The 20,684-nt window shown below is 67.2% G+C and carries 18 protein-coding genes and 1 other RNA gene; 16 read left to right on the top strand and 3 right to left on the bottom strand.

All coding sequences use genetic code 11. The features are described from left to right. The first annotated feature begins 81 nt into the window (after positions 1-81). The 6 genes from H7A87_RS00805 to H7A87_RS00830 all read left to right on the top strand — a co-directional run bounded on the left by H7A87_RS00805 (position 82) and on the right by H7A87_RS00830 (position 4,412). A complete protein-coding gene (locus tag H7A87_RS00805) occupies positions 82-381 on the top strand; it encodes a hypothetical protein (protein WP_104584421.1) in 300 nt (99 codons plus the stop codon). Continuing rightward, complete coding sequence (locus H7A87_RS00810; RefSeq protein WP_119127279.1) at positions 371-643, top strand: hypothetical protein; 273 nt, start codon at positions 371-373, stop codon at positions 641-643. Before H7A87_RS00805 ends, H7A87_RS00810 begins: the two co-directional genes overlap by 11 nt. Beyond that, positions 640-2,193: a PepSY-associated TM helix domain-containing protein gene (locus tag H7A87_RS00815; RefSeq protein WP_119127281.1), complete on the top strand. Its 1,554-nt coding sequence runs from the start codon at positions 640-642 to the stop codon at positions 2,191-2,193. Before H7A87_RS00810 ends, H7A87_RS00815 begins: the two co-directional genes overlap by 4 nt. A gap of 169 nt (positions 2,194-2,362) precedes the next feature. Continuing rightward, positions 2,363-2,830 carry a metallophosphoesterase family protein gene (locus H7A87_RS00820; protein ID WP_119127283.1) on the top strand — a complete coding sequence of 156 codons (468 nt, stop codon included), beginning with the start codon at positions 2,363-2,365 and terminating at the stop codon, positions 2,828-2,830. 103 nt (positions 2,831-2,933) lie between these two features. Next, positions 2,934-3,010, top strand: a non-coding RNA gene (locus H7A87_RS00825) — sX9 sRNA. 253 nt (positions 3,011-3,263) lie between these two features. Then, entirely contained in the window at positions 3,264-4,412 is a 1,149-nt protein-coding gene (locus H7A87_RS00830) for an aldo/keto reductase (RefSeq protein ID WP_119127285.1), read from the top strand. Positions 4,413-5,030: 618 nt separating this feature from the next. On the opposite strand, the gene H7A87_RS00835 is transcribed toward H7A87_RS00830, so the two are convergent. The 3 genes from H7A87_RS00835 to H7A87_RS00845 form a co-directional block, all read right to left on the bottom strand. Then, positions 5,031-5,957: a rhamnogalacturonan acetylesterase gene (locus H7A87_RS00835; RefSeq protein WP_119127287.1), complete on the bottom strand. Its 927-nt coding sequence runs from the start codon at positions 5,955-5,957 to the stop codon at positions 5,031-5,033. 229 nt (positions 5,958-6,186) lie between these two features. Beyond that, positions 6,187-7,806, bottom strand: coding sequence for a carboxylesterase family protein (locus H7A87_RS00840; RefSeq protein WP_180496843.1), 1,620 nt, complete (start codon positions 7,804-7,806; stop codon positions 6,187-6,189). Beyond that, positions 7,803-8,834 (bottom strand): alpha/beta hydrolase, encoded by a 1,032-nt coding sequence (locus tag H7A87_RS00845; RefSeq protein WP_119127954.1) that lies wholly within the window; start codon positions 8,832-8,834, stop codon positions 7,803-7,805. The genes H7A87_RS00840 and H7A87_RS00845 overlap by 4 nt, the downstream gene beginning before the upstream one ends. A gap of 199 nt (positions 8,835-9,033) precedes the next feature. Between H7A87_RS00845 and H7A87_RS00850 the strand changes: the two genes are divergently transcribed. The 10 genes from H7A87_RS00850 to H7A87_RS00900 all read left to right on the top strand — a co-directional run bounded on the left by H7A87_RS00850 (position 9,034) and on the right by H7A87_RS00900 (position 20,649). Further along, positions 9,034-9,855, top strand: a complete 822-nt coding sequence (locus H7A87_RS00850; RefSeq protein ID WP_104650412.1) for a 2-keto-4-pentenoate hydratase — start codon at positions 9,034-9,036, stop codon at positions 9,853-9,855. Between the two features lie 37 nt (positions 9,856-9,892). Continuing rightward, entirely contained in the window at positions 9,893-10,891 is a 999-nt protein-coding gene (locus H7A87_RS00855) for a TRAP transporter substrate-binding protein (RefSeq protein WP_104586361.1), read from the top strand. 10 nt (positions 10,892-10,901) lie between these two features. Continuing rightward, positions 10,902-11,423, top strand: coding sequence for a TRAP transporter small permease (locus H7A87_RS00860; protein ID WP_167765707.1), 522 nt, complete (start codon positions 10,902-10,904; stop codon positions 11,421-11,423). Next, a complete protein-coding gene (locus H7A87_RS00865) occupies positions 11,423-12,706 on the top strand; it encodes a TRAP transporter large permease (protein WP_104586363.1) in 1,284 nt (427 codons plus the stop codon). Before H7A87_RS00860 ends, H7A87_RS00865 begins: the two co-directional genes overlap by 1 nt. A 213-nt stretch (positions 12,707-12,919) precedes the next feature. After that, a complete protein-coding gene (locus H7A87_RS00870) occupies positions 12,920-14,503 on the top strand; it encodes a family 43 glycosylhydrolase (protein ID WP_119127289.1) in 1,584 nt (527 codons plus the stop codon). A gap of 140 nt (positions 14,504-14,643) precedes the next feature. Continuing rightward, positions 14,644-15,702, top strand: a complete 1,059-nt coding sequence (locus tag H7A87_RS00875) for a LacI family DNA-binding transcriptional regulator (protein ID WP_024939515.1) — start codon at positions 14,644-14,646, stop codon at positions 15,700-15,702. Positions 15,703-16,589: 887 nt separating this feature from the next. Continuing rightward, positions 16,590-17,444: a 5-dehydro-4-deoxy-D-glucuronate isomerase gene (kduI, locus tag H7A87_RS00880; RefSeq protein WP_104585805.1), complete on the top strand. Its 855-nt coding sequence runs from the start codon at positions 16,590-16,592 to the stop codon at positions 17,442-17,444. Between the two features lie 181 nt (positions 17,445-17,625). After that, complete coding sequence (gene kduD, locus H7A87_RS00890; RefSeq protein WP_115675601.1) at positions 17,626-18,381, top strand: 2-dehydro-3-deoxy-D-gluconate 5-dehydrogenase KduD; 756 nt, start codon at positions 17,626-17,628, stop codon at positions 18,379-18,381. A 259-nt stretch (positions 18,382-18,640) separates the two neighbouring features. Then, positions 18,641-19,306, top strand: coding sequence for an RpiB/LacA/LacB family sugar-phosphate isomerase (locus tag H7A87_RS00895; protein WP_119127291.1), 666 nt, complete (start codon positions 18,641-18,643; stop codon positions 19,304-19,306). A 224-nt stretch (positions 19,307-19,530) separates the two neighbouring features. Then, entirely contained in the window at positions 19,531-20,649 is a 1,119-nt protein-coding gene (locus H7A87_RS00900; RefSeq protein WP_180496845.1) for a GDSL-type esterase/lipase family protein, read from the top strand. The last annotated feature ends 35 nt before the right edge of the window (positions 20,650-20,684 follow it).

Consider the following 20,684-nt stretch of genomic DNA (forward strand, 5'->3'; position numbering starts at 1 on the left):
GTGTGCCGGGGCGCAGGGCGGCGGCACGCGGCCTGTGCTCTCGGGCAGCTTGTCGCCCTCCGCTTCGATGCAGGTGCAGGCATGAGCGGCCTGATGACGGCGTGCTATCTGCTCGCCGCTGCGGTCTCGGCGCTGGCGTTCTACCTGGCAACAAGGCATCAACGCCTGTGGCCGCAGCGCCGGCTGTCGGCGCGTGCGCTACGCCTCGGCGCCAGCGCGTTGCTGCTGCTGTCGCTGGGCTGCGCCATCGCTGCATTGGGGACCTGGGCCGGCATCTTCGCCGCAGTGACGGCGTTGATGCTGGTGGCGGTGGCGCTGCCGTACCTGGATGCCTGGCAGCAGGCGCGCGTGCAACGCAGGCAGGTACGCCATGTGGGCTAGATGGCTGGCCGCCGTGGTGCTGGGGCTGCCGCTTGCGGTGGGCGTGGTCGGCCTGTGCGCCTTGGTGCTGCCGGGGCCGCAGCGGAGCTACACGCTGGCGTGGTTGCTGCTGATGTTTCCGGCATGGATCGGTGCGATGGCGCTGCCGTTCGTGTTTCGTAGCGCATCGCGTGCCTGGGTCGTACTCGGCGGGCTGACGCTGCTGTGCTACCTCACGCTTGCAGGCATCAAGGCCGTGGGCTGGACGGAGCTGGGTGCATGAAAGCAGCGACCTTGCGTGCGTTTCTGTCGGTCCACAGCTGGATGGGCCTGTTGGCCGGCATGGCCTTGTTCATCGCCTTCTATGCCGGTGCCATCACCGTGTTTACTCACCAATTGAGCGGCTGGCAGACCACCCCGCCTGCCACGCAGCCGGCGCCGGCAGATCCTGTCGCCGCCGCGCAGCGCCTGCTGGATGCGGTGATCGCCCGGCATCCGCAGGTGGCCGACTCCTTCCTGGTGCTGCTGCCCGGCGAGCACGGGCCGCTGGCGCGGCTGTACTGGTACGGCCCGCAGGCCGAGGCCAGCGGTGGCATGCGGCAGTACCAACAAGCCGCCGATGGCAGCCTGCTGGAGCTACCGCAGCGGGTAGGCTTTGCCGACTTTCTCTATGACCTGCACTTCACCGCCGGGCTGCCGCGCGTGTTCGGCACCTACCTGTTCGGGGTGGTGAGCGTGCTGTACGGGCTGGCCCTGGTCAGCGGCGTGGTGCTGTATGCGCCGGTGTTCTTCAAGGACCTGTTCGCGCTGCGCATCGGCGCCAACGTCAAGCGCCTGTGGCAGGACGCGCACAACGTGGTCGGCATGCTGTCGTTGCCGTTCCATGTGATCTTCGCCTGGTCCGGTGCGGTGTTGTGCCTGGGCGTGCTGCTGCTGGCGCCGTTCCAGTTCCTGGTGTTCGACGGCAAGCTGATGCAGATCCTGGAGCCGGACTTCGAGCTCACCCCGCATGTGCAACCGGCCAGGCGCGCGGCGCCGGTGTTGCCGCTGGCAGTGCTGCTGGACAAGGCGCGCGCGGCCAGCCCGGGCTTCGTACCGGAAAGCGTCGGGTTTCACGATGCAGGCGATGCCAATGCGCGTGCGGAGGTGTATGGCCATCACGCGCAGCGCCGGCTCAACACCCTCGGTGGCGTGGCGCTGGACGCGGCAACCGGCCAGGTCCTGCGCGTACTCGAACCAAGGACGATGTCACCAGGCACCGCTGCATTGCGCGGGCTGCAAGGGCTGCACTTCGGCAACTTCGGGCAGGCGCCGGTGCAGTGGCTGTATTTCCTGCTCGGGCTGGGCGGCGCGTTCCTGTTCTACAGCGGCAACCTGCTGTGGATCGAAACACGCCGCAAGCGTCGGCTGGTCGATCAACCGCGCCGCACCCACGCGATGGCGCGCCTCACCGTCGGCGTGTGCCTGGGCAGCGTGGCCGGCGTCTCGGCGCTGTTCATCGCCGCGCGCCTGCTGCCGCAAGGACAGGAGCGTCATGTCTATTACGCGGTCTTCGCGGCCGTGCTGGTGTGGGCACTGATCCGCCCCACCGCACGTGGGGCGTACGAGGTGTTGCTGGCCTGCGCAGGCCTGACGGCGCTGATTCCGCTGGCCAGCTGCGTTTCCGCGCGCGGCGTGGTGCTGCCATGGCAGGACGCCACGGTACTCGGCGTGGACCTGATCGCGCTGGTGTTGGCATGGGCGTACTGGCAACTGGCGCGTGCAAGCAAACGGCGCGGACTGCAGGGCGATCCCAACAGCGTCTGGGCCTGGAAAGCGCGTACAACACAGTGAGTCGATGTACCGAGTTGATTGATACCCGGCACGCCACGGTGTGCCGGGCAACAGCTGCCATGGCGAGGTTGGCCGCTGAACATGCTGCCGACGCGAAAAGGCGCCACGTTGACGCAACGGCATCACCCGGCAGTGCATCCTCATCGCCCGCCACCTTCACCCACACCCGATGACGGCTGCCGCCTTACGCATTGGCCTGATCTCCGACACGCACGGCCTGCTGCGGCCCGAGGCCGTGGCTGCATTGCAGGGCTGCGCGGCGATCATCCATGCCGGCGACGTGGGCAAGCCGGAGATCCTTACCGCGCTGGGCGCGCTGGCACCGTTGCATGCGATCGCCGGCAATATCGACAACACGCCGTGGGCAGCGCAACTTCCGCAAACGCTGGACCTGCTGATCGCAAATGTGCGCATCCATGTGCTGCACGATCTGAAAACGCTGGCAGCGGATGTCGCCGCAGATGTGATCATCAGCGGACATTCGCACAAGCCGTCGATACAGACGCACGACGGTGTGCTGTACATCAATCCGGGCAGCGCCGGCCCGCGTCGCTTCAGCCTGCCGATCAGCGTGGGCACGCTGTGGCTGGGCGATGGCCCACCGCGGGCACAGGTGCAACTGCTGGAAATACACTGATGGACGTTGGATCCATGCAATAAGGACCTGTGCAGGGATCTGGAGTGGCGAGCAAAACGACTGCACAGCCGTCAGGCAGGCGCGCTCGGTGCTCGGAAGCAACATATGCCACGCGTGCACTGCGGTTCTGAGCGTGCCGTCCGCACACAGTCGACTACCGCTCGCGACGCTGTGTCAGCCGCTCTTAGGCAACGCCACGCGATGAAGTGTAGCGGCCCGGAATACAGGCCACTTCTGCATGTCCCGAGCATGCGGTGCATGCAATGACCACCAGCAGCGACCGCCGACAACCTGTGCTGACGTGCCTGCTTTGTCTAAGCCTACACGCGAGCCGTTCGTTGCTTGCATGTATACGCGCGCGCGCCTTGCGCTGACCTGGTCTGCACGCAGGCGGGACCATCCTTGTGCATCGAGTCGCCGCAAGGATTTCCCCATGAATACCCGTCGCCAGTTCCTCTCCGCCGCCGCTGCCGGCACCGCCGCATTGGCCGCCGCCCCGTTGTTGGCGCAGACCTCCGCGCCCGGCAGCGTGATGCCCACGCGCGGCAAGGCTGCCGCTTCCGCGTTGCCGACCAATCCTGCAGCCAAGGGCGCGCGCTATCGGCCGTCGAGTCGCCTAGGCTTTGGTGGCGTGGCGATCGGCAACGGGTTTGCGCCCACCAGCGATGCGCAAAGCGAAGCGACCCTGGCCGCGGTATGGGCCTCGGGCGTGCGGTATTTCGATACCTCGCCGTGGTACGGCCTGGGCCTGTCCGAGCGTCGTACCGGCCACCATCTGCACAATCACGCCGCAGACGACTACGTGCTGTCGACCAAGGTCGGGCGCCTGCTCACCGCCACCGACAAGCCGCCGAAGACGATGTGGCAGCAGCCCTCGCCCTTCGACTACCGCTACGACTACAGCGCCTCTGGCGTGCGTCGCTCGATCGAAGACAGCCTGCAGCGGCTGGGCGTGTCGCAGATCGATATCGCCTACATCCACGACCTGTCCCCGGAGAACGAGAAAGACCTCGGCATGCCGTGGGAACAGCGCTTTGCCGAGGCGGTGAAAGGCGCTATGCCCGAGCTGACCAAGATGCGCAAGGAGGGCCTGATCAAGGCCTGGGGCTTTGGCGTCAATCGCCCCGAGCCGGCCTTGCGTGCGATCGAGGAGGCCGATCCGGACATCTTCCTGCTGGCCTGCCAGTATTCGTTGCTCGACCACGCGCAGGCGCTGCACGACACCTTCCCGAAGATCGCAAAGCACGGCGCGTCGGTGGTGGTCGGTGCGCCGTTGTTGGCGGGCTATCTGGCCGGCCGCGAGCGGTATCTCTACGACGGCACCGTGCCGGAATGGGCACCGGCCAAGCGCCAGAAGGCACTCGCCATCTGCGAGCGCCACGGCGTGGATCTGCGCACGGTGTCGCTGCAATTTGCCGCCGCGCCGAAGGTGGTGTCTGCGGTGATTCCGGGTGCGCGCACGCCCGAGCAGGCGCATGCGAATGCGGCCTCGATGCGCGTGGCGATTCCGGCAGCGGTGTGGGAAGAGCTCAAGCGCGAGCAGGTGATCGAAGCGGATGCGCCAGTGCCTGTCGTGAGCTGATGCAGCTAGGAGCGACCAATAAAACCTGGCGAGCGAGTGCTTGTCAGTGAGTGCAGGGTCGACTGCGCGGTCCCTTCACCGCTCGCGGGACACGCCGTGAACCCATCCCCGGGGGCGCGGTGGCGGCATCCAAGCCGCCACACGGTCCCGCAATTGGTGAGGACACCGCACCAGACAGTTTGCTGGTTGCTTTATTAAAGACTGTGCTACCGACACTCTCGACTGGTCCTTGCCCGCCCATCGTCGCGGGACCTTGAGCGGCATGGATGCCGCGCCAGAGCCTACATGGATGTACTTGCGGCGTGTCCCGCGATGGTGGGCGGGCAAGGGCCCTGCAGCGAACTCGCAGCGTCGAGATCGCGGTGCCCTCACCGCTCCAGACAGTGTGCTGATTGTTTTATTGAAAGCCCTGCGTGCCAATCATCTCGACAGGTCCTGCCTGCCGCTGTCGCGGGACCTTACGCGGCATGGATGCCGCTACAAGGACGTCCTTGTAGCGTGTCTCGCGATGGTGGGCGGGCAAGGGCCCTGCAGCCAGGCAGCACATCAGCCGGCCTGCAATTGACTGGCGTCAAGTAGGTTTGTTAGCCGCTCTAGTTGATCAGATGAAATGACGCATCACGGAATCAACAGCGGCCGCAACGCAGGTACGTGCTTTGCCAACTCGTCGGCAACAATCGCCGCGAACAGATCGGCGCCGTCCGCACCAAGATGGGTGTAGTCGAACGCCAGCTTGGCCTGGCCCATCGGCTCGGCGCTGGCATTGTCCTGCGCGCTGACGGAGACGCTGCCCGCTGCCGCAATCTTTGACGGCGGCGGCGCATGCGATGCCTGCACCGGCGTCTTGCCAATCGTGGTGCCCGATTGCGCGGCAAGCACTTGCGCGGGCTCGGCAGGCCGCTGCGCCAGCCGCATCGCCAACACCGGGCCCATGCCCTGCACCAGCGCACGACTGCGCGCATGCAGATCGATCAACGGCACCTGCAATTCCTGCGCAACCTTGCGCGTGGCCTCCGCCCACGGGCCAAGGTCATCCACTAATTGGCCGCGCGCGAATTGCCGCCGCGTCAATGGCGTGACCAGCACCGGAATCGCACCGGCGGCGCGCGCCTCGGCCACGTACCGGCGCAGGTTGGCGGGGAATTCGGTCGTCAGGTCGGTGGAACGCCCCGGTTTGCCGGGTTGGTCGTTGTGACCGAACTGGATCAGCACATAGACCTGTCGATAACCGCCGCTGCGCAGCTCGTGCAGCGCGATCTCCCACGACCCTTCGGCACGGTAGTTGGAGGTGCTGCGGCCACCGCGCGCCAGATTGAGGCAGCTCAGGAACGAGGTCACATGCTGTGCGCAGAAACTCGGCCCCCAGCCACCTTGCACGGCAGTGGTGGAATCGCCGACCAGCACGATCTTGCTGGCGGCAAGCTGCGTGCCGGTCGCGGGCACACCAGAAGCCGGCACGGTTGCAGGCGGCGCCTCAACAGCGTGTGCAGCAGGTGTAGCGGTTGCTGCCAGCAGAACCAGCGGTACGAGAGACGGGAAGCGCATGAGTCACCAGGGACGAAGAAGCGATCAAGGAACGGATGTCAGTCGGAAGACGAACGGAAGACGAAAGGCAGGCAGACGCCGAAATCGAGTTGGAAGACCAAAGGCAGTCAGAAAGCCCAAGCACGATCACCGGGGCCACGCCTTGATTGGCGCCACGATGTAGCGGCAAAACCCTGCCGCTGCAGACAGCCATCAGCCCGCGCGAGGTCGCGCTCCACCACGCAAGCGCTCAAAACGTGCCGCGTTGAATGAAAGGCGCCTGCTGGTACAGCCTGCGCTCGCCACCGCGCGGGTCGTGCTCCAGCCGGCTCGGTGTATCGAACAGCAGCGTCTCGCGGCGTTGCAGCGAATACGGCGTCCAATGCGGCAGGCTGCGATGATTCGGGTTGCCGCTGCGCGCGAACGCCAGCAGTGCCTGGCTCATCTGCGCGGCCATGCGCTGCGCATCGGCACCGTCGCCGGTGCGTGCGCCGGGCTGCGCAATGGTGTCGAAGACCAGCGGAATATCCAGCGTGTGGAAGGCGCCGAACTTGCCGCCATCCAGCGGCGAGCCCCAGTCCAGCTGATACACCCAGGTCGGTGCGCCCTGGCGCGCACGCGCTTCGGCCTCTTCGACCGCGCCGCGCCACGAGCGGCCGGCGGTGGTCGCCGCAAAGAACACGTCCGAGGGCGAGTACTGCGGATACAGACGGCGATATTCGGCGATCACCACCTGCGGCAACAGGTCGACGTATTGCTGGCTTTCCAGCCTGGCCGGCAGCTCGTCCCAGCTCAACGCGAAGTTCTTGGCGTCGTTGCCGAGAAACGCGCGCGTCTCGTCGCGGGTATTGCCGATCACCATGGGAATGCGGGCCGATTGCAGTGGCGCAGTCGGCCAGAACGGGTGCACCGGCACATTGCGCGCATCCAGCACCGGGCCGAAATACAACGCGCTGTTTTCCACCCGCGAGGGGTCGCGCAGCTGCGCGGCAGCCAGCAGCTGCGCCACCGGTAGCGTGCGGATCCGCGCAAGCTCCCCCGGCGCAAGTTTCAGCGCGTCCAGCAGCAGCTGCGCGCGCTGGGTGGCCGCGCGTGGCCCTGCCACGGTGACCTGTTGCCCGCTCATGGTCCAGGCGCGGTGGAACAGGCCGCGCGCGGCCGGCATCGCCATCAGCGTGGCGATCTTGGCGCCGCCACCGGACTGGCCGAACACGGTGACGTTGCCGGCATCTCCGCCGAATTCGCCCGCGTGCTGGCGCACCCACTGCAGCGCCTGGATCAGGTCCAGCTGACCGGCATTGCCGGAGTCGGCAAAGCCGGCATCGCCCAGCTGCGCCAGCGACAGGTAGCCGAACAGGTTGAGCCGGTGATTGACGGTGACCACCACCACGTCGCCGCGCTTGCATAGGCGCACCCCGTCGTACAGCGGGTCGCTGCCGGAGCCGGTGGTGTAGCCGCCGCCGTGGATATAGAACAGGATCGGCCGCTTGCCGCCATCGCGCAGGCCGGGCGTCCACACGTTGAGAAACAGGCAGTCCTCGCTGGTGGGTTCGCTGGCCTTGAGTTGCGGTGCGGCCGCACCGTAGGCGCCGGCATCGCGCACGTCCTGCCAAGGCGTTTCCAGCACAGGTGCCTGAAAGCGCCGCGCAGCGGTGTCGCCGCCGTACGGGATGCCCTTGAACACGCAGATGTCCTGGTCGCGATAGCCGCGCAGCGCGCCGCCACGCACGCGTGCCAGCGGCGCGCTGTCATCGCGTGGCGGCGGTGCGGCCGCGCCGGCGACGCCGGGCAGCGCTGCTGCGGCAGTGGCAAGCAGCCCGCCACGCAGCAGCGTGCGTCGGCGCGTGTCGGGCATGGACGGCGCTGTCATCGCGCCGCGTCCTGCGCAGGGATCACTGCCGGTGCCGGTGCCGGTGAAGATGCAGATGCAGGCGTCTGCCCCCTGGTGACATGCGCGATCCAGGCCTGCGCCAGCTGCGGCCATGCGGCCACGGTCAGGCCGGTGCCGCTGGCGGTGCCGAAGCCATGGCCGCCCTGCGGGAAGACATGCAGCTCGCTTGCCACGCCGGCGCGCAGCAGCGCGTCGTGCATCAGCAGGCTGTTGCGCACCGGCACCACGGTGTCGTCCTGCGCATGCAGCAGAAAGCTGGGCGGCGTGTGGGCATCCACATGCAGTTGCGGCGAATACGCGCGCACCTGCGCCGCGTCTGGATTGCTGCCGAGCAGGCGCTCACGCGAGCCCGGGTGCGCGTTGGCGCTGTCCATGTCGATGACCGGGTAGATCAGCAGTTCAAAATCCGGCCGCGCGCTCAGCGCATCGGCCGCGTCCTGGGCCGGGTACACCTGCGCGGCGTAGCGCGTGCCCAGGCTGGCGGCGACATGGCCGCCGGCCGAAAAGCCCATCACCCCGACCCGTTGCGCATCGATGCCGTAGCGGGCGGCATTGGCGCGGATCAGCCGCAGCGCACGCTGTGCATCGGCCAGTGGCACGTCGGCGCCGTTCCGGTGGCCTTCGCCGGGCAGCCGGTAGCGCAGCACGAACAGGGTGATACCGGCCTGGTCGACGAAGCTCGGCACCAGCGCGCTGCCTTCGTTGTCGAGCACGATGCGCTGGTAGCCGCCGCCGGGGGTGACCAGCAGGGCGGTGCCGTTCGGCTGCCTGGGCCGGTAGACCACCAGATAAGGCGTGCTGATCTGCTGGATATAGCGATCGGGCAGCGCAGGGTCGCTGCTGCGTTGGACGATGCGCTGCGGCTGCTGCAGCGCCTTGTCACCCGGTGCCAGCCCCTTGGGCCACAGCGGGATCCGGCTGGCCTGCTCGGCTGCGGTCTCGGCGCCAGGTGCCTCGGCGGCCAGCACCGGCCCTGCCAGCAGCAAACCCATCACTCCCACGGTCATGCACCGGCGCATGAGGCTCGAAAACGCGGCAAACACGCGCGTCTGGCTTGTCTGTTCCATCCACCCCTCCCAGGGTTGCTTCGTTCCTGCGGCCACTTTGCCGCACTGCACATTGCCAATGACACCGGTTTACCATATACAGCACACCGTGCCACTGTCGATTGGCAGTGCAACAAAAACACCTATCAGGGAGACACCCTTGAGCAACGACGCCGCCACTCCGCCATCGTCCACATCCTCGCTGTCGCAGATCGCGCAGCGCTTTGTGGAGGCACGCCGTGCAGGGGCATCGCTGCCCGACTTTCCCGGGCAAATCCCTGACGATCTGGTTACTGCCTACCAGGTGCAGGATATCGCCATCAGCCAGTGGGACGACCGGGTGGTCGGCTGGAAGGTGGGCTATATCGCGGCCGAGCGCCGCGACCATTCCGGCGACGAGCGCCTGCTCGGCCCGATCTTCTCGCACAAGCTCTGGAATGCTACCGGTGGAACAACCGAGTTCCCGATCTACGCGGGCGGCTTTGGCGCGGTCGAGGCCGAGTACGTGCTGCGCCTGGACGCGGACGCGCCGGCCGAGCAGACCCACTTCACCCCGGAGGAGGCGGCGCAGCTGCCGGCCACCTTGTTCATCGGCGTGGAGATCGCCAGCAGCCCGCTGGCCACCATCAACAAGCTGGGCCCGCGCGTGGTGATCTCCGACTTCGGCAACAACAACGGCCTGATCCTGGGCCCGGAAGTGACCGATTGGCTGGCGCGCGACGAATCTGCGCTGACTGCCGAAACCCTGATCGACGACCAGCTGGTCGGCACCGGCGGGGCCACCACGTTGCCGGGCGGGCTGCGCGCCGCCTACGCATTTGCGCTCGGCCGTTCGGCCCAGCGCGGGCGTCCGCTCAAGCGCGGTGATCTCATCGCCACGGGCAATGCCACCGGTATCCATGACATCGAAGTGGGACAGCATGCCCTGATTCGCTTCGCCGGCATCGGCGACATTTCCTGTACGGCTGTGTCCGCCAAGTAACGCCGGACCCAGTGACCAGACGCTTGGGAGGGCGCCAATGATCACACGCAGACATTTCCTCGGTGCCGGGCTCGGCGCCGCCGCGGCCGGCCCCTGGCTGGGCGCTGGCGCCACCACGCCGATTCCCGGCGGGCAGCTGCTCACCGCCACCGACGTGCACGTCGGCGACTACCCCACGGTGGAAGCGGTGCGCTGGTTCGGCAAGCAGCTCGAAGCGCGTACCAATGGCCGGCTCAAGCTGCGCCAGTACCACTCCGGCCAGCTCGGGCGCGAGTCGGAGGCGATCGACATGGCGCGCTTCGGTGCCATCGACATCACCCGCGTGTATTCGGGTGCGTTGAACAACACCTTTCCGCTGACCCAGGCGCTGTGCCTGCCGTACGTGTTCGACTCGGTGCCGCATCTGCGCCGCGCCATCGACGGCCATGTCGGCGACAGCGTGCTGCGCAGCTTCGAGCAGCGCGACCTGGTGGGCCTGGCGATCTACGATTCGGGCGCGCGCTGCTTCTACAACACCAAGCATCCGCTGCACCGCCCGGAAGATCTCAAGGGCCTGAAACTGCGCGTGGCCTCGTCGGACATCTTCCTCAAGCTGATGCGCATGCTGGGCGCCAATCCCACGCCGATGTCGCTGGGCGAGACGTTCTCAGCGATGGAAACGCACATGATCGACGGTGCGGAAAACAACATGCGCAGCTTCCAGTCCAGCCGGCATTTCGAAGCCGCGCATTACTGGTCGCAGAGCGAGCATTCCTACGCGCCGGACATCCTGGTGATGTCGCGGCAGAGTTTCCAGTCGCTGAGCCCGGCCGACCGCGGCCTGGTGGTGGAGCTGGCACGCGCCTCGGTCCCGGTGATGCGCAATCTGTGGGATGCCTCCGAGACCATCGCGCGCAAGCAGGTGATCGACTACGGCGTGAAGCTCAACCAGGTCGACATGCCAGCGTTCCGCGCCGCCGCCGCGCCGCTGCTGGCCGAATACCGCAAGCAGCCCGAGATCGAAGCGCTGTACCGCCGCATCCGCGATTTTGCATAGAGGTGACCCGATGACCGAACCCGAGACCGTCGCCGTCCCGGTCGCGCCGTTGCAGCGCGCGCTGGACCGCGTTTCCGATACCGCCGTTGGCGTGGCCTCCATCGCGCTGCTGGGCCTGGTGGTTGTGCAGGGCTGGCAGGTGTTCACCCGCTACGTGCTCAACGATTCGCCCAGCTGGACCGAGCCGGTGACGCTGCTGCTGCTGAGCACTGCGCTGAGCCTGGGCGCGGCCGCCGGCGTGCATACCAACCGCCACTTCGGCTTCTACCTGCTGGGCGAACACGTGCCACCGCTGGTGCGCCGCGTGTTCGACCTGATCCGCCCGCTGATGATCATTGCCATCGGCGCGGTGCTGGCGTGGTGGAGTGCGGCGCTGCTGGTCGATGGCCTGGACATCAAGATGGCCGGCGCGCAGATGCCGCAGAGCATCAACTACCTGCCGCTGTCGATCGGCGGCGCGCTGATGGTGCTCTTTGCCTTGTACAAGCTGTGGCGTGTGCTGCGCCCGATCCAGGCCGGAGGAGTGCGCTGATGGGCATCGCCATGTTGTTGGGAACCTTCGTGGTGCTGCTGCTGATCGGCGTGCCGGTGGCCTACGCCTTGGGCGCGGCCGCACTGGCCACGCTGCTGTATCTGGACCTGCCCACGGTGGTGCTGGTGCAGCAGATTTCCGCCGGCAGCGGCTCGGCGTCGTTGATCGCCATTCCGCTGTTCATCTTCGCCGGCGAGTTGATGTTGCGCGGTGGTATCTCCGAGCGCCTGATCGCGCTGGCCTCGTCGCTGGTGGGGCGCGTGCGTGGTGGCCTGGGCCAAGTCAGCGTACTGTCGTCGCTGTTCTTCGGCGGCGTGTCCGGCTCTGCGATTGCCGATGTCTCGGCGGTCGGCGGCACCATGATCCCGCAGATGATCAAGCGCGGGTACGACCGCGATTACGCGGTCAACGTGAGCATGACCGCCGCGCTGGTGGCCTTGCTGGTACCGCCCTCGCACAACCTGATTTTGTTCTCGGCCGCGGCCGGTGGCGGGCTGTCGATCGCCGATCTGTTCGCCGCCGGTATCTTCCCCGCGCTGCTGATGACCGCAGCAATGATGGTCACCGGCTATGCGGTGGCACGCCATCGCGGCTACGGCACCGAGCCGTTCCCGGGCTGGCGTGCGGTGGCGTTGCGGCTGTTCGGTGCATTGCCGGGCCTGGGCCTGGTCGCGTTGATCTTCATCGGCATCCGCGCCGGCATCTTCACCGCGGTGGAGAGTGCGGCGATCGCGGTGGTGTACGCCTTGATCGTCACCGCGCTGCTGTATCGCCAGCTGCGGTGGGCCGAGTTCTTCGCGGCAGTGACGCATGCGGCACGCACCACCGGCGTGATCCTGTTCGTGATCGCCACCGCCGCGGTGTTCGGCTGGTTGCTGGCCTACCTGCAGGTGCCGGCGGCGGCGGTGAAGTTCCTGCAGGCCATCGCCGACAGCAAGAACACCGTGCTGCTGATGATCGTGGTGATGCTGTTGCTGCTGGGCATGTTCATGGACCTGGCACCGAAGATCCTGATCTGCACGCCGATCTTCCTGCCGGTGGTCAAGGCCTACGGCATCGACCCGATCCACTTCGGCCTGGTGATGGTGCTGGCCGGCGGCATCGGCCTGATCACCCCGCCGATCGGCTCGGTGCTGTTCATCGGCACCTCGATCGGGCAGATCACCATCGCCCAGAGCATGCGCACGATCTGGCCGTTCTGGCTGGCGGCCTTGTGCGTGCTGTTGATCGTGGCGTTCTTCCCCGAACTGTCGCTGTGGTTGCCACGCGCATTGCGCGCGTAACGCCATGACGCGCTAAGCGATCGGGTGCCTGGTGGATGGGCGTGATCGATGCGGCAGGTGATGCCGCATCGATGCCCACCTGCCGGGCGCGTGCGACGCCTTGCCGAGCGTGCAGGACGTTGCTGCCGGCGGGAGGGTTCCGCCTCATCCGGTTAACCGGTGGCATTGCCCACCGGTTGCCGCCAAGCCCCGGGATCGGGGACAGGAGAGAGCATGCGTACAGGTATCACTTCATCCCGATGGCGTTGGCTGCTGGCCAGCGGCCTGCTGCTGTGCGCCGGACTCGGTGCCGCGGCCGACTGGAAGCGCGGCATCGAGCACCAGCGCGTTGCCGACCAGGGCAACGGCACCTTCCTCAACCCGGTGCTGGCAGGCGACCACCCCGACCCGTCGGTGCTCAAGGACGGGCAGGACTACTACCTCACGCTGTCCTCCTTCGATGCCTATCCGGGCCTGCCGATCTGGCATTCGCGCGACCTGGTCAACTGGCAGCCGCTGGGCCACGCCATCACCCAGAACGTCGGTGCGATCTGGGCGCCGGACCTGATCAAGCACGGCAAGCGCTATTACATCTACTTCCCGGCGCGGCGCGGCGACCAGGGCGAGCGCAGCAACTTCGTGGTCTGGGCCGACGACATCAACGGCCCGTGGAGCAAGCCGATCGACATCGGCCTGGGCAAGTACATCGACCCTGGCCATGCGGTGGGCGAAGACGGCAAGCGCTACCTGTTCCTGAGTGGCGGCGATTACGTGCAGCTCTCCGACGACGGCCTGAAGGTGGTCGGCACCCCGAAGCACGTCTACGACGGCTGGAAGTACCCGGAAAGCTGGGACGTGGAAGGCTACGCGCAGGAAGGCCCCAAGATCACCCGCCACAACGGCTGGTACTACATGACCACCGCCGTGGGCGGCACCGCCGGCCCGCCGACCGGGCACATGGTGATCACCGCGCGTTCGCGCTCGATCCACGGCCCCTGGCAGAACGCGCCCAACAACCCGATCACCCGCACCAGGAGCGCCGACGAGCCGTGGTGGTCGCGTGGCCACGCCACCCTGGTGGAAGGCACCGACAAACGCTGGTGGATGCTCTACCACGGCTACGAACACGGCTACTGGACGCTGGGCCGGCAGGCACTGCTCGACCCGATCGAGTGGACCCCGGATGGCTGGTTCGTCGCCAAGGGCGGCGACCTGGGCACGCCGTTGAAAAAGCCCAGCGGGCAGGCCTTGCCGCATGGGCTGGCGTTGTCGGACGACTTCCGCGCCAGCACGCTGGGCCCGCAGTGGTCCTTCTTCAACCCGGCCGCCGACGAGGCCAAGCGGCTGCAGGTGGGCAATGGCGTGCTGCGCCTGCAGGGCAAGGGCAGCGCCCCGCGCGATGCCTCGCCGTTGACCGTGATCGCCACCGACCAGGCCTACCAGTTCGAAGTGCAGATGACCGTGGCACCGGGCGGGCAGGGCGGGGCGCTGCTGTTCTACAGCGACAAGCTCTACGCCGGCGTCGGCAGCAATGGCGAGCAGTTCGTCATGCACCGCTACGGCGAGGAGCGCCCGGCCAAGCTGGCGCCCAGCAGCACCGGCGGCAGCGTGTGGCTGCGCGTCACCAACAGCCGCCACATCGTCACCATCCACAGCAGCACCGACGGCACCACCTGGACCAAGTACCCGGTGCAGATGGAAGTGTCCGGCTACCACCACAACGTGGCCGGCAAGTTCCTGGCACTGAAACCGGCGCTGTATGCCGCCGGGCAGGGCCAGGTGGAGTTCCGCAACTTCCGCTACCGCGCCCTGGACTGACCGTTCTGCATTGGCGGGCATGTCGCGGCGCACCGGGCCGCGGCGCGTCCGGTGCTGCGGATGCGGGACATCGGCAAGCCTGCGACGGCTTGCCGGCCCGCTGGCCGGTAGAATCCATTCAACTCGAACGGTTGACCGCTATGCCCGCCCGCAAGATGCCCGAAGAGGGAATGCCTGGCCTGCCGAAGGGCAAGGTAGCCACGATCAACGACATCGCCCGGATGTCCGGGGTCTCCAAGAAGACCGTCTCGCGGATCATCAACAACTCGCCGCTGGTGCGGCAGGACACCCGCGAGAAGGTCGAGGCGCTGATGCGCGAGGTCGGCTACGCGCCGGACCCGCTGGCGCGCGGGTTGGCGTTCCGGCGCTCGTTCCTGATCGGCATGGTCTACGACAACCCCACCGCGCAATACATCGTGGACATGCAGTACGGCGCGCTGGACGCGCTGCGCGGCTCCAGCTTCGAGCTGGTGGTGCACCCCTGCGACAGCCGCAGCCCCGGCTACATCGAAGGCGTGCGCCGCTTCGCCCAGGCGCAGAAGCTGCACGGGGTGATCCTGGTGCCGCGCGCCTCCGAGGACCAGGCGCTGGCCGACATGCTGGCCGAGATCGGCTGCCGCTACACCCGCATCGCCTCGGTCGCGCTGGACACCACCTCGCAGACGGTGATCACCCACGACCGCGACGGCGCCGCCGAGGCGGCCGATTACCTGCTCTCGCTCGGCCACCGCGACATCGCGCTGGTCACCGGCCCCAGCGCCTACCGGTCCTCGATCGAGCGCACCTCCGGCTTTGCCGATGCGCTGACCCGGCGCGGCATCGAACTGCCGCCCGAGCGCATCGTCGAAGCCGGCTACACCTTCGAATCGGGCGTGGCCGCGGCCGAAAAGCTGCTGCTGGGCAAGAAACGTCCCACCGCCATCTTCACCGGTAATGACGAAATGGCCGCCGGTATCTACAAGGTGGCGCTGCGCGCCGGCATCAGCATCCCGCGCCAGCTGTCGGTGATCGGCTACGACGACAGCTCGCTGGCCTCCCGGCTGTGGCCGCCGCTGACCTCGGTGCGCCGCCACACCCGCGACACCGGCCGCACCGCGGCGGCGATGCTGATCCAGCCCGACAACGCCCCCCAGCTGCCTACCGCCAGCGTGCGCCCGCACCTGATCGTGCGCGACTCCTGCCAACCGCCGGAAGATTGAGCGCCGCGCCGCGCCGGAAGATTTGAGGGCCGCGCGTCGCGCCCACGCGGTGCTGGCTTCCGCTCCACCTTGCAGGACAGTGTGCCCGTCGAGGTGAGAACAGCTGGCGCGTTCGGCCAACGGCTCGCCCCCATCCGCCCTTCGGGCACCTTCCCCCGCAGGCGGGGGAAGGCAGTCCGCCAATCGCTGCCGTGAAGCCCCTCTCCCGCCTGCGGGAGAGGGGTTGGGGTGAGGGCAAGGCGGCAGGCAGCCATCTAAGCGCAACGTAGGCATGCGCCAGAAACGCGCCAAGACACCCCCCGCCGCGCATGCCGCACACCCGACACGCCGCTCCACCCTGCAGGGCGTTGTGACCATCAGGGTGAGAACAACTGGCTTGATCGGCCAACGGCTGGCCCCCATCCGCCCTTCGGGCACCTTCCCCCGCAGGCGGGGGAAGGCAGTCCGCTGATCGCTGCCGTGAAGCCCCTCTCCCGCCTGCGGGAGAGGGGTTGGGGTGAGGGCAAGGCGGCAGACAGCCATCTGAGCGCAACGTAGGCATGCGCCAGAAACGCGCCAAGACACCCCCCGCTGCGCATGCCGCACACCCGACACGCCGCTCCACCCTAGTAGCGTTGTGACCATCAGGGTGAGAACAGCTGGCGCGTTCGGCCAATGGCTGCCCCCCATCCGCCCTTCGGGCACCTTCCCCCGCGGGCGGGGGAAGGCAGTCCGCCGATCGCTGCCGTGAAGCCCCTCTCCCGCCTGCGGGAGAGGGGTTGGGGTGAGGGGGGGCCGCCGCACCGTCGAATCCCCATCGTGCACTGCGCAATGACACCGGTTAACCAGTGCCGGTAGAATGGCCGGGTGCAAGCCAATCCCCCCGCGCTTGGCACCGGAGATCGCGCATGTCCCTGTACTGCAAGACCCACTACGCCACCCATCCCGACGCCATCAAGGGCGCCAGCAACGACGACCTGCGCGAGCTCTATCTGCTCGATGGCCTGTTCGTCGACGATGCGGTCACGCTGAAGTACACCCACTACGAGCGCTTCGTGCTTGGTGGCGCGGCGCCGCTCGGCACCGCATTGGAACTGCCCAGGCAGACCGAGCCGGCCTCCGCCGCCGGTCATGCCTTCCTGGAGCGCCGCGAGCTGGGCGTGATCAACGTCGGCGCGGGCACCGGCACCGTGACCGTGGACGGCACCGCCTACACGCTTGGCCCCAAGGATGGGCTGTACGTGGCAATGGGCAGTACCGATGTCAGCTTCGCTTCGGACGACGCCGCCAACCCGGCCAAGTTCTATCTGGCCTCGACGCCGGCGCATGCGCGCTTCGAGACCAGGCAACTTTCGATCAAGGATGCCGTGGCCCTGGACCGCGGCGCGCTGGAAACCAGCAACGAGCGCACCATCTACCAATACATCGTGCCGGCCACCTGCCAGTCCTCGCAGCTGCTGCTGGGCCTGACCGTGCTCAAGCCGGGCAGCGTCTGGAACACCATGCCGCCGCATCTGCACGACCGCCGCAGCGAGGTGTACTTCTACTTCGATCTCGGCGCCAACGACCGCGTCTATCACTTCATGGGCGAGCCCGAGGCGCAGCGCCACATCGTGATCCAGAACAACGAAGCGGTGGTGTCGCCGCCGTGGTCCATCCACATGGGCGCCGGTACCAGCAACTACGCCTTCATCTGGGCGATGGGCGGCGAGAACCTGGATTACACCGACATGCACGTGCTGGACATCTGCCAGCTCAAGTAAGCCTGATTCTCGCCATCGTTCGCTTCGGTAAAGCCTGCGATCCAGGCCAGCACCGGCAACGCCAGCGCGCTCCACCTCAGGCGTTCGCGACGCAGCAGTCGAAACGACATCAACGCATTCTGCCGCGCGCCGCGCGGTTCACTCATCACAACGTGGCACATCCAGCAGGAGCGATAAGGTAATGAGCAATCCGTTCAGTCTCGAAGGCAAGGTCGCACTGGTCACCGGTGCCAACACGGGCCTGGGCCAGGGCATCGCGCTGGCACTGGCACAGGCCGGCGCCGACATCGCCGCCGCCGGCATCCAGGCGCCGACCGAGACCGAAGCACTGGTCAAGGGCCTGGGCCGCCGCTTCATCGCCATCCAGGCCAACCTGATCAGCGTCGAGCCGGTCGAGCGCATCCTCAAGGAAACGCTGGACGGCCTGGGTCGCCTGGACATCCTGGTCAACAACGCCGGCCTGATCCGCCGCACCGACGCGGTGGATTTCAGCGAGCAGGACTGGGACGACGTGATGAACGTCAACCTCAAGTCGGCCTTCTTCATGGCGCAGGCCGCCGGCCGCCATTTCATCGCCCAGGGTAGCGGCAAGATCATCAACATCGCCTCGATGCTGTCGTTCCAGGGCGGCATCCGCGTGCCGTCCTACACCGCCAGCAAGTCCGGTATCGCCGGCATCACCCGCCTGCTGGCCAACGAATGGGCCAGCAAGGGCGTGACCACCAATGCCATCGCGCCCGGCTACATGGCCACCGACAACACCGCCCAGCTGCGTGCCGACCAGGACCGCAACAAGGCCATCCTGGACCGCATCCCGGCCGCGCGCTGGGGCGTGCCGGCCGACCTCGGCGGCACCGCGGTGTTCCTGGCCAGCAGCGCCTCGGACTACGTCAACGGCGCCATCATCCCGGTCGACGGCGGCTGGCTGGCACGCTGAGTCAAACGCGCTTTCCTGCGGGCACCTTCTCCCTCCGGGAGAAGGTGCCCGCAGGGCGGATGAGGGCCGGCAGGCACGTACATCGACCAGAGGCGCGCGGCAGGCCCCGCAACGTTTCGTCCGTTGTCAGTCAGCGTCTTGATCCTTCCCGGACAAGGCACTGGAAAAAGCGGATCAAGACAGCACCCAAGCGCACACACCAGCCACATTCCACATCCACATTCGAAACAACGTCCCCAAACCCAATCGGAGCATTCCCATGAAAATCGCACTCATGAACGAGTTCAGTCAGGCCGGCAAGAACCCGGTGATCCTGCAGCAGCTCAACGAGGTCGCCGGCGAGCAGGGCCACACCGTCTTCAACGTCGGCATGGACGGTGACAACGACCATCGCCTGACCTACATCCACCTGGGCATCGTCGCCAGCCTGCTGCTGAACTCCAAGGCCGTGGACTTCGTCGTCGCCGGCTGCGGTACCGGCCAGGGCGCGATGATGTCGCTCAATGCGCATCCGGGCGTGTTCTGCGGCTACTGCATCGAGCCGACCGACGCCTACCTGTTCGCCCAGGTCAACAACGGCAACGCGCTGTCGCTGGCATTCGCCAAGGGCTATGGCTGGGGCGCGGAAATCAACGTGCGCTACATCTTCGAAAAGGCCTTCAGCGGCGAGCGTGGCCTGGGCTACCCGGCCGAGCGTCGCGAATCGCAGGCCGCCAATGCCGGCATCCTGACCCAGGTCAAGCAGGCCACCGCCAAGTCCTACCTCGACGGCCTGCGCGCCATCGACCCGGAGCTGATCAAGCAGGCCGTGGGCGGCGAGCGTTTCCAGCAGTGCTTCTTCGACAATGCGCAGGACGCTGAGATTCGCAACTTCGTCGCCGGCGTGCTGGGCAAGCCGGAAGCTGCCGCAGCTGCCGCAGCGTAACCAGCACAGGTAACGCCAAGGCCCCTCTCCCGTTGGGAGAGAGGCTGGGGCGGGACTACGAGGCAAAACGGTCGATGCGTCATTTCTGAAGGCGCGTGGCGACGCGTTTGTTATGGCAGGCGCTCGCAGATCTCTGAGGCGCACCCTCATCCGCCCTTCGGGCACCTTCTCCCGATGGGAGAAGGAACAGCGTCGCGCACTTAGCATTTTTACCGGAGCCCACCATGCGTCTGCTGCTGTTCGCATTGCTGCTGCTCTGCGCAAATAATGCCCGTGCCGACCCACACCGCATCTTCATCGCCGGCGATTCCACCGCTGCCGAATACGGTGCCGAGCGTGCGCCGCAGGCCGGCTGGGGCCAGATGCTGCAGGAGTGGTTCGACCCGGCGCAATGGCAGGTGCGCAACCATGCCAAGGGTGGCCGCAGCACCCGCAGTTTCATCGCCGAAGGGCGCCTGGACACGATCGCAACAGAGCTGCAACGCGGCGACATCCTGCTGATCCAGTTCGGCCACAACGACGCCAAACGCGAAGACCCCACGCGCTACACCGATCCGGCCACCGACTACGCGCAGTTCCTGCGCCGCTACATCGCCACCGCGCGCGACAAGGGCGCCACGCCGATCCTGATCACCCCCGCAGCCCGCCTGCTCTATGACTTCGGCGCGCTGCTCGACACCCATGGCCGCTACACCCTGGCCATGCAGCACGTTGCCGCGCAGGAACACGTCGGCCTGATCGATCTCAACGCCAGTTCCAGCGCCTGGATCCGTGCCCTCGGCGAACAGGCGGCCAGACCCTATTTCCTGTTCGTTCCCGAACAGGGCAAGGCCGATGGCACCCATTTCAGCCGCGCCGGCGCCACGGCCGTGGCGTGCCTGGTCGTGCAGGGCTGGGTGCAGCTGCAACCTGGTCTCGCAGCACAGCTGCGCCGCGATGCCGACTGCGGCGCAGCCGCCGACACCGCCGCCCAACGCGCGGCGCAGGCGCAGCCCTCGCTGGTGGTACACGAACGCGATCTGGCACACCCACAACCCGGCCCGCACGGCGGCGCCGGCCCCACCACGGCGTATCCGTTCTTCGCCGATGCGCCCGACCTGAAATTCGTGCTGCGCAAGCGCGTGCTGCACAAAGGCGCCGGCATCGGCCTGCACCTGCACGACAAGGACGAGATCTACTACATCGTCAGCGGCCGTGGGCTGTATGCGCTGGATGGCAGGCAATACGCAGTCACTGCAGGTGATGCGCTGCTGACACGGCCGGGAAGTACGCACGCCTTGCAGCAGGCCGGCGAGGAACCGCTTGTGCTGCTGTTGGCCTATCTTCCCAAGCCGGCAGGGTGAGCTGTCATCTTGGTGCATCGCAGGTGGCGGTACCG

The sequence above is a fragment of the Xanthomonas sp. CPBF 426 genome (assembly GCF_903989465.1).
Classification (GTDB): domain Bacteria; phylum Pseudomonadota; class Gammaproteobacteria; order Xanthomonadales; family Xanthomonadaceae; genus Xanthomonas; species Xanthomonas euroxanthea.

Bases quoted from the DNA above. Each gene is read 5' to 3' on its own strand.
- H7A87_RS00835 (WP_119127287.1), bottom strand. From the start codon at position 5,957: ATGCGCTTCCCGTCTCTCGTACCGCTGGTTCTGCTGGCAGCAACCGCT.
- H7A87_RS00805 (WP_104584421.1), top strand. From the start codon at position 82: ATGAGCGGCCTGATGACGGCGTGCTATCTGCTCGCCGCTGCGGTCTCG.
- H7A87_RS00815 (WP_119127281.1), top strand. From the start codon at position 640: ATGAAAGCAGCGACCTTGCGTGCGTTTCTGTCGGTCCACAGCTGGATG.
- H7A87_RS00860 (WP_167765707.1), top strand. From the start codon at position 10,902: ATGACCGAACCCGAGACCGTCGCCGTCCCGGTCGCGCCGTTGCAGCGC.
- H7A87_RS00855 (WP_104586361.1), top strand. From the start codon at position 9,893: ATGATCACACGCAGACATTTCCTCGGTGCCGGGCTCGGCGCCGCCGCG.
- H7A87_RS00900 (WP_180496845.1), top strand. From the start codon at position 19,531: ATGCGTCTGCTGCTGTTCGCATTGCTGCTGCTCTGCGCAAATAATGCC.
- H7A87_RS00895 (WP_119127291.1), top strand. From the start codon at position 18,641: ATGAAAATCGCACTCATGAACGAGTTCAGTCAGGCCGGCAAGAACCCG.
- H7A87_RS00865 (WP_104586363.1), top strand. From the start codon at position 11,423: ATGGGCATCGCCATGTTGTTGGGAACCTTCGTGGTGCTGCTGCTGATC.
- kduI (WP_104585805.1), top strand. From the start codon at position 16,590: ATGTCCCTGTACTGCAAGACCCACTACGCCACCCATCCCGACGCCATC.
- H7A87_RS00840 (WP_180496843.1), bottom strand. From the start codon at position 7,806: ATGACAGCGCCGTCCATGCCCGACACGCGCCGACGCACGCTGCTGCGT.
- H7A87_RS00810 (WP_119127279.1), top strand. From the start codon at position 371: ATGTGGGCTAGATGGCTGGCCGCCGTGGTGCTGGGGCTGCCGCTTGCG.
- H7A87_RS00820 (WP_119127283.1), top strand. From the start codon at position 2,363: ATGACGGCTGCCGCCTTACGCATTGGCCTGATCTCCGACACGCACGGC.
- H7A87_RS00870 (WP_119127289.1), top strand. From the start codon at position 12,920: ATGCGTACAGGTATCACTTCATCCCGATGGCGTTGGCTGCTGGCCAGC.
- H7A87_RS00875 (WP_024939515.1), top strand. From the start codon at position 14,644: ATGCCCGCCCGCAAGATGCCCGAAGAGGGAATGCCTGGCCTGCCGAAG.
- kduD (WP_115675601.1), top strand. From the start codon at position 17,626: ATGAGCAATCCGTTCAGTCTCGAAGGCAAGGTCGCACTGGTCACCGGT.
- H7A87_RS00830 (WP_119127285.1), top strand. From the start codon at position 3,264: ATGAATACCCGTCGCCAGTTCCTCTCCGCCGCCGCTGCCGGCACCGCC.
- H7A87_RS00845 (WP_119127954.1), bottom strand. From the start codon at position 8,834: ATGACCGTGGGAGTGATGGGTTTGCTGCTGGCAGGGCCGGTGCTGGCC.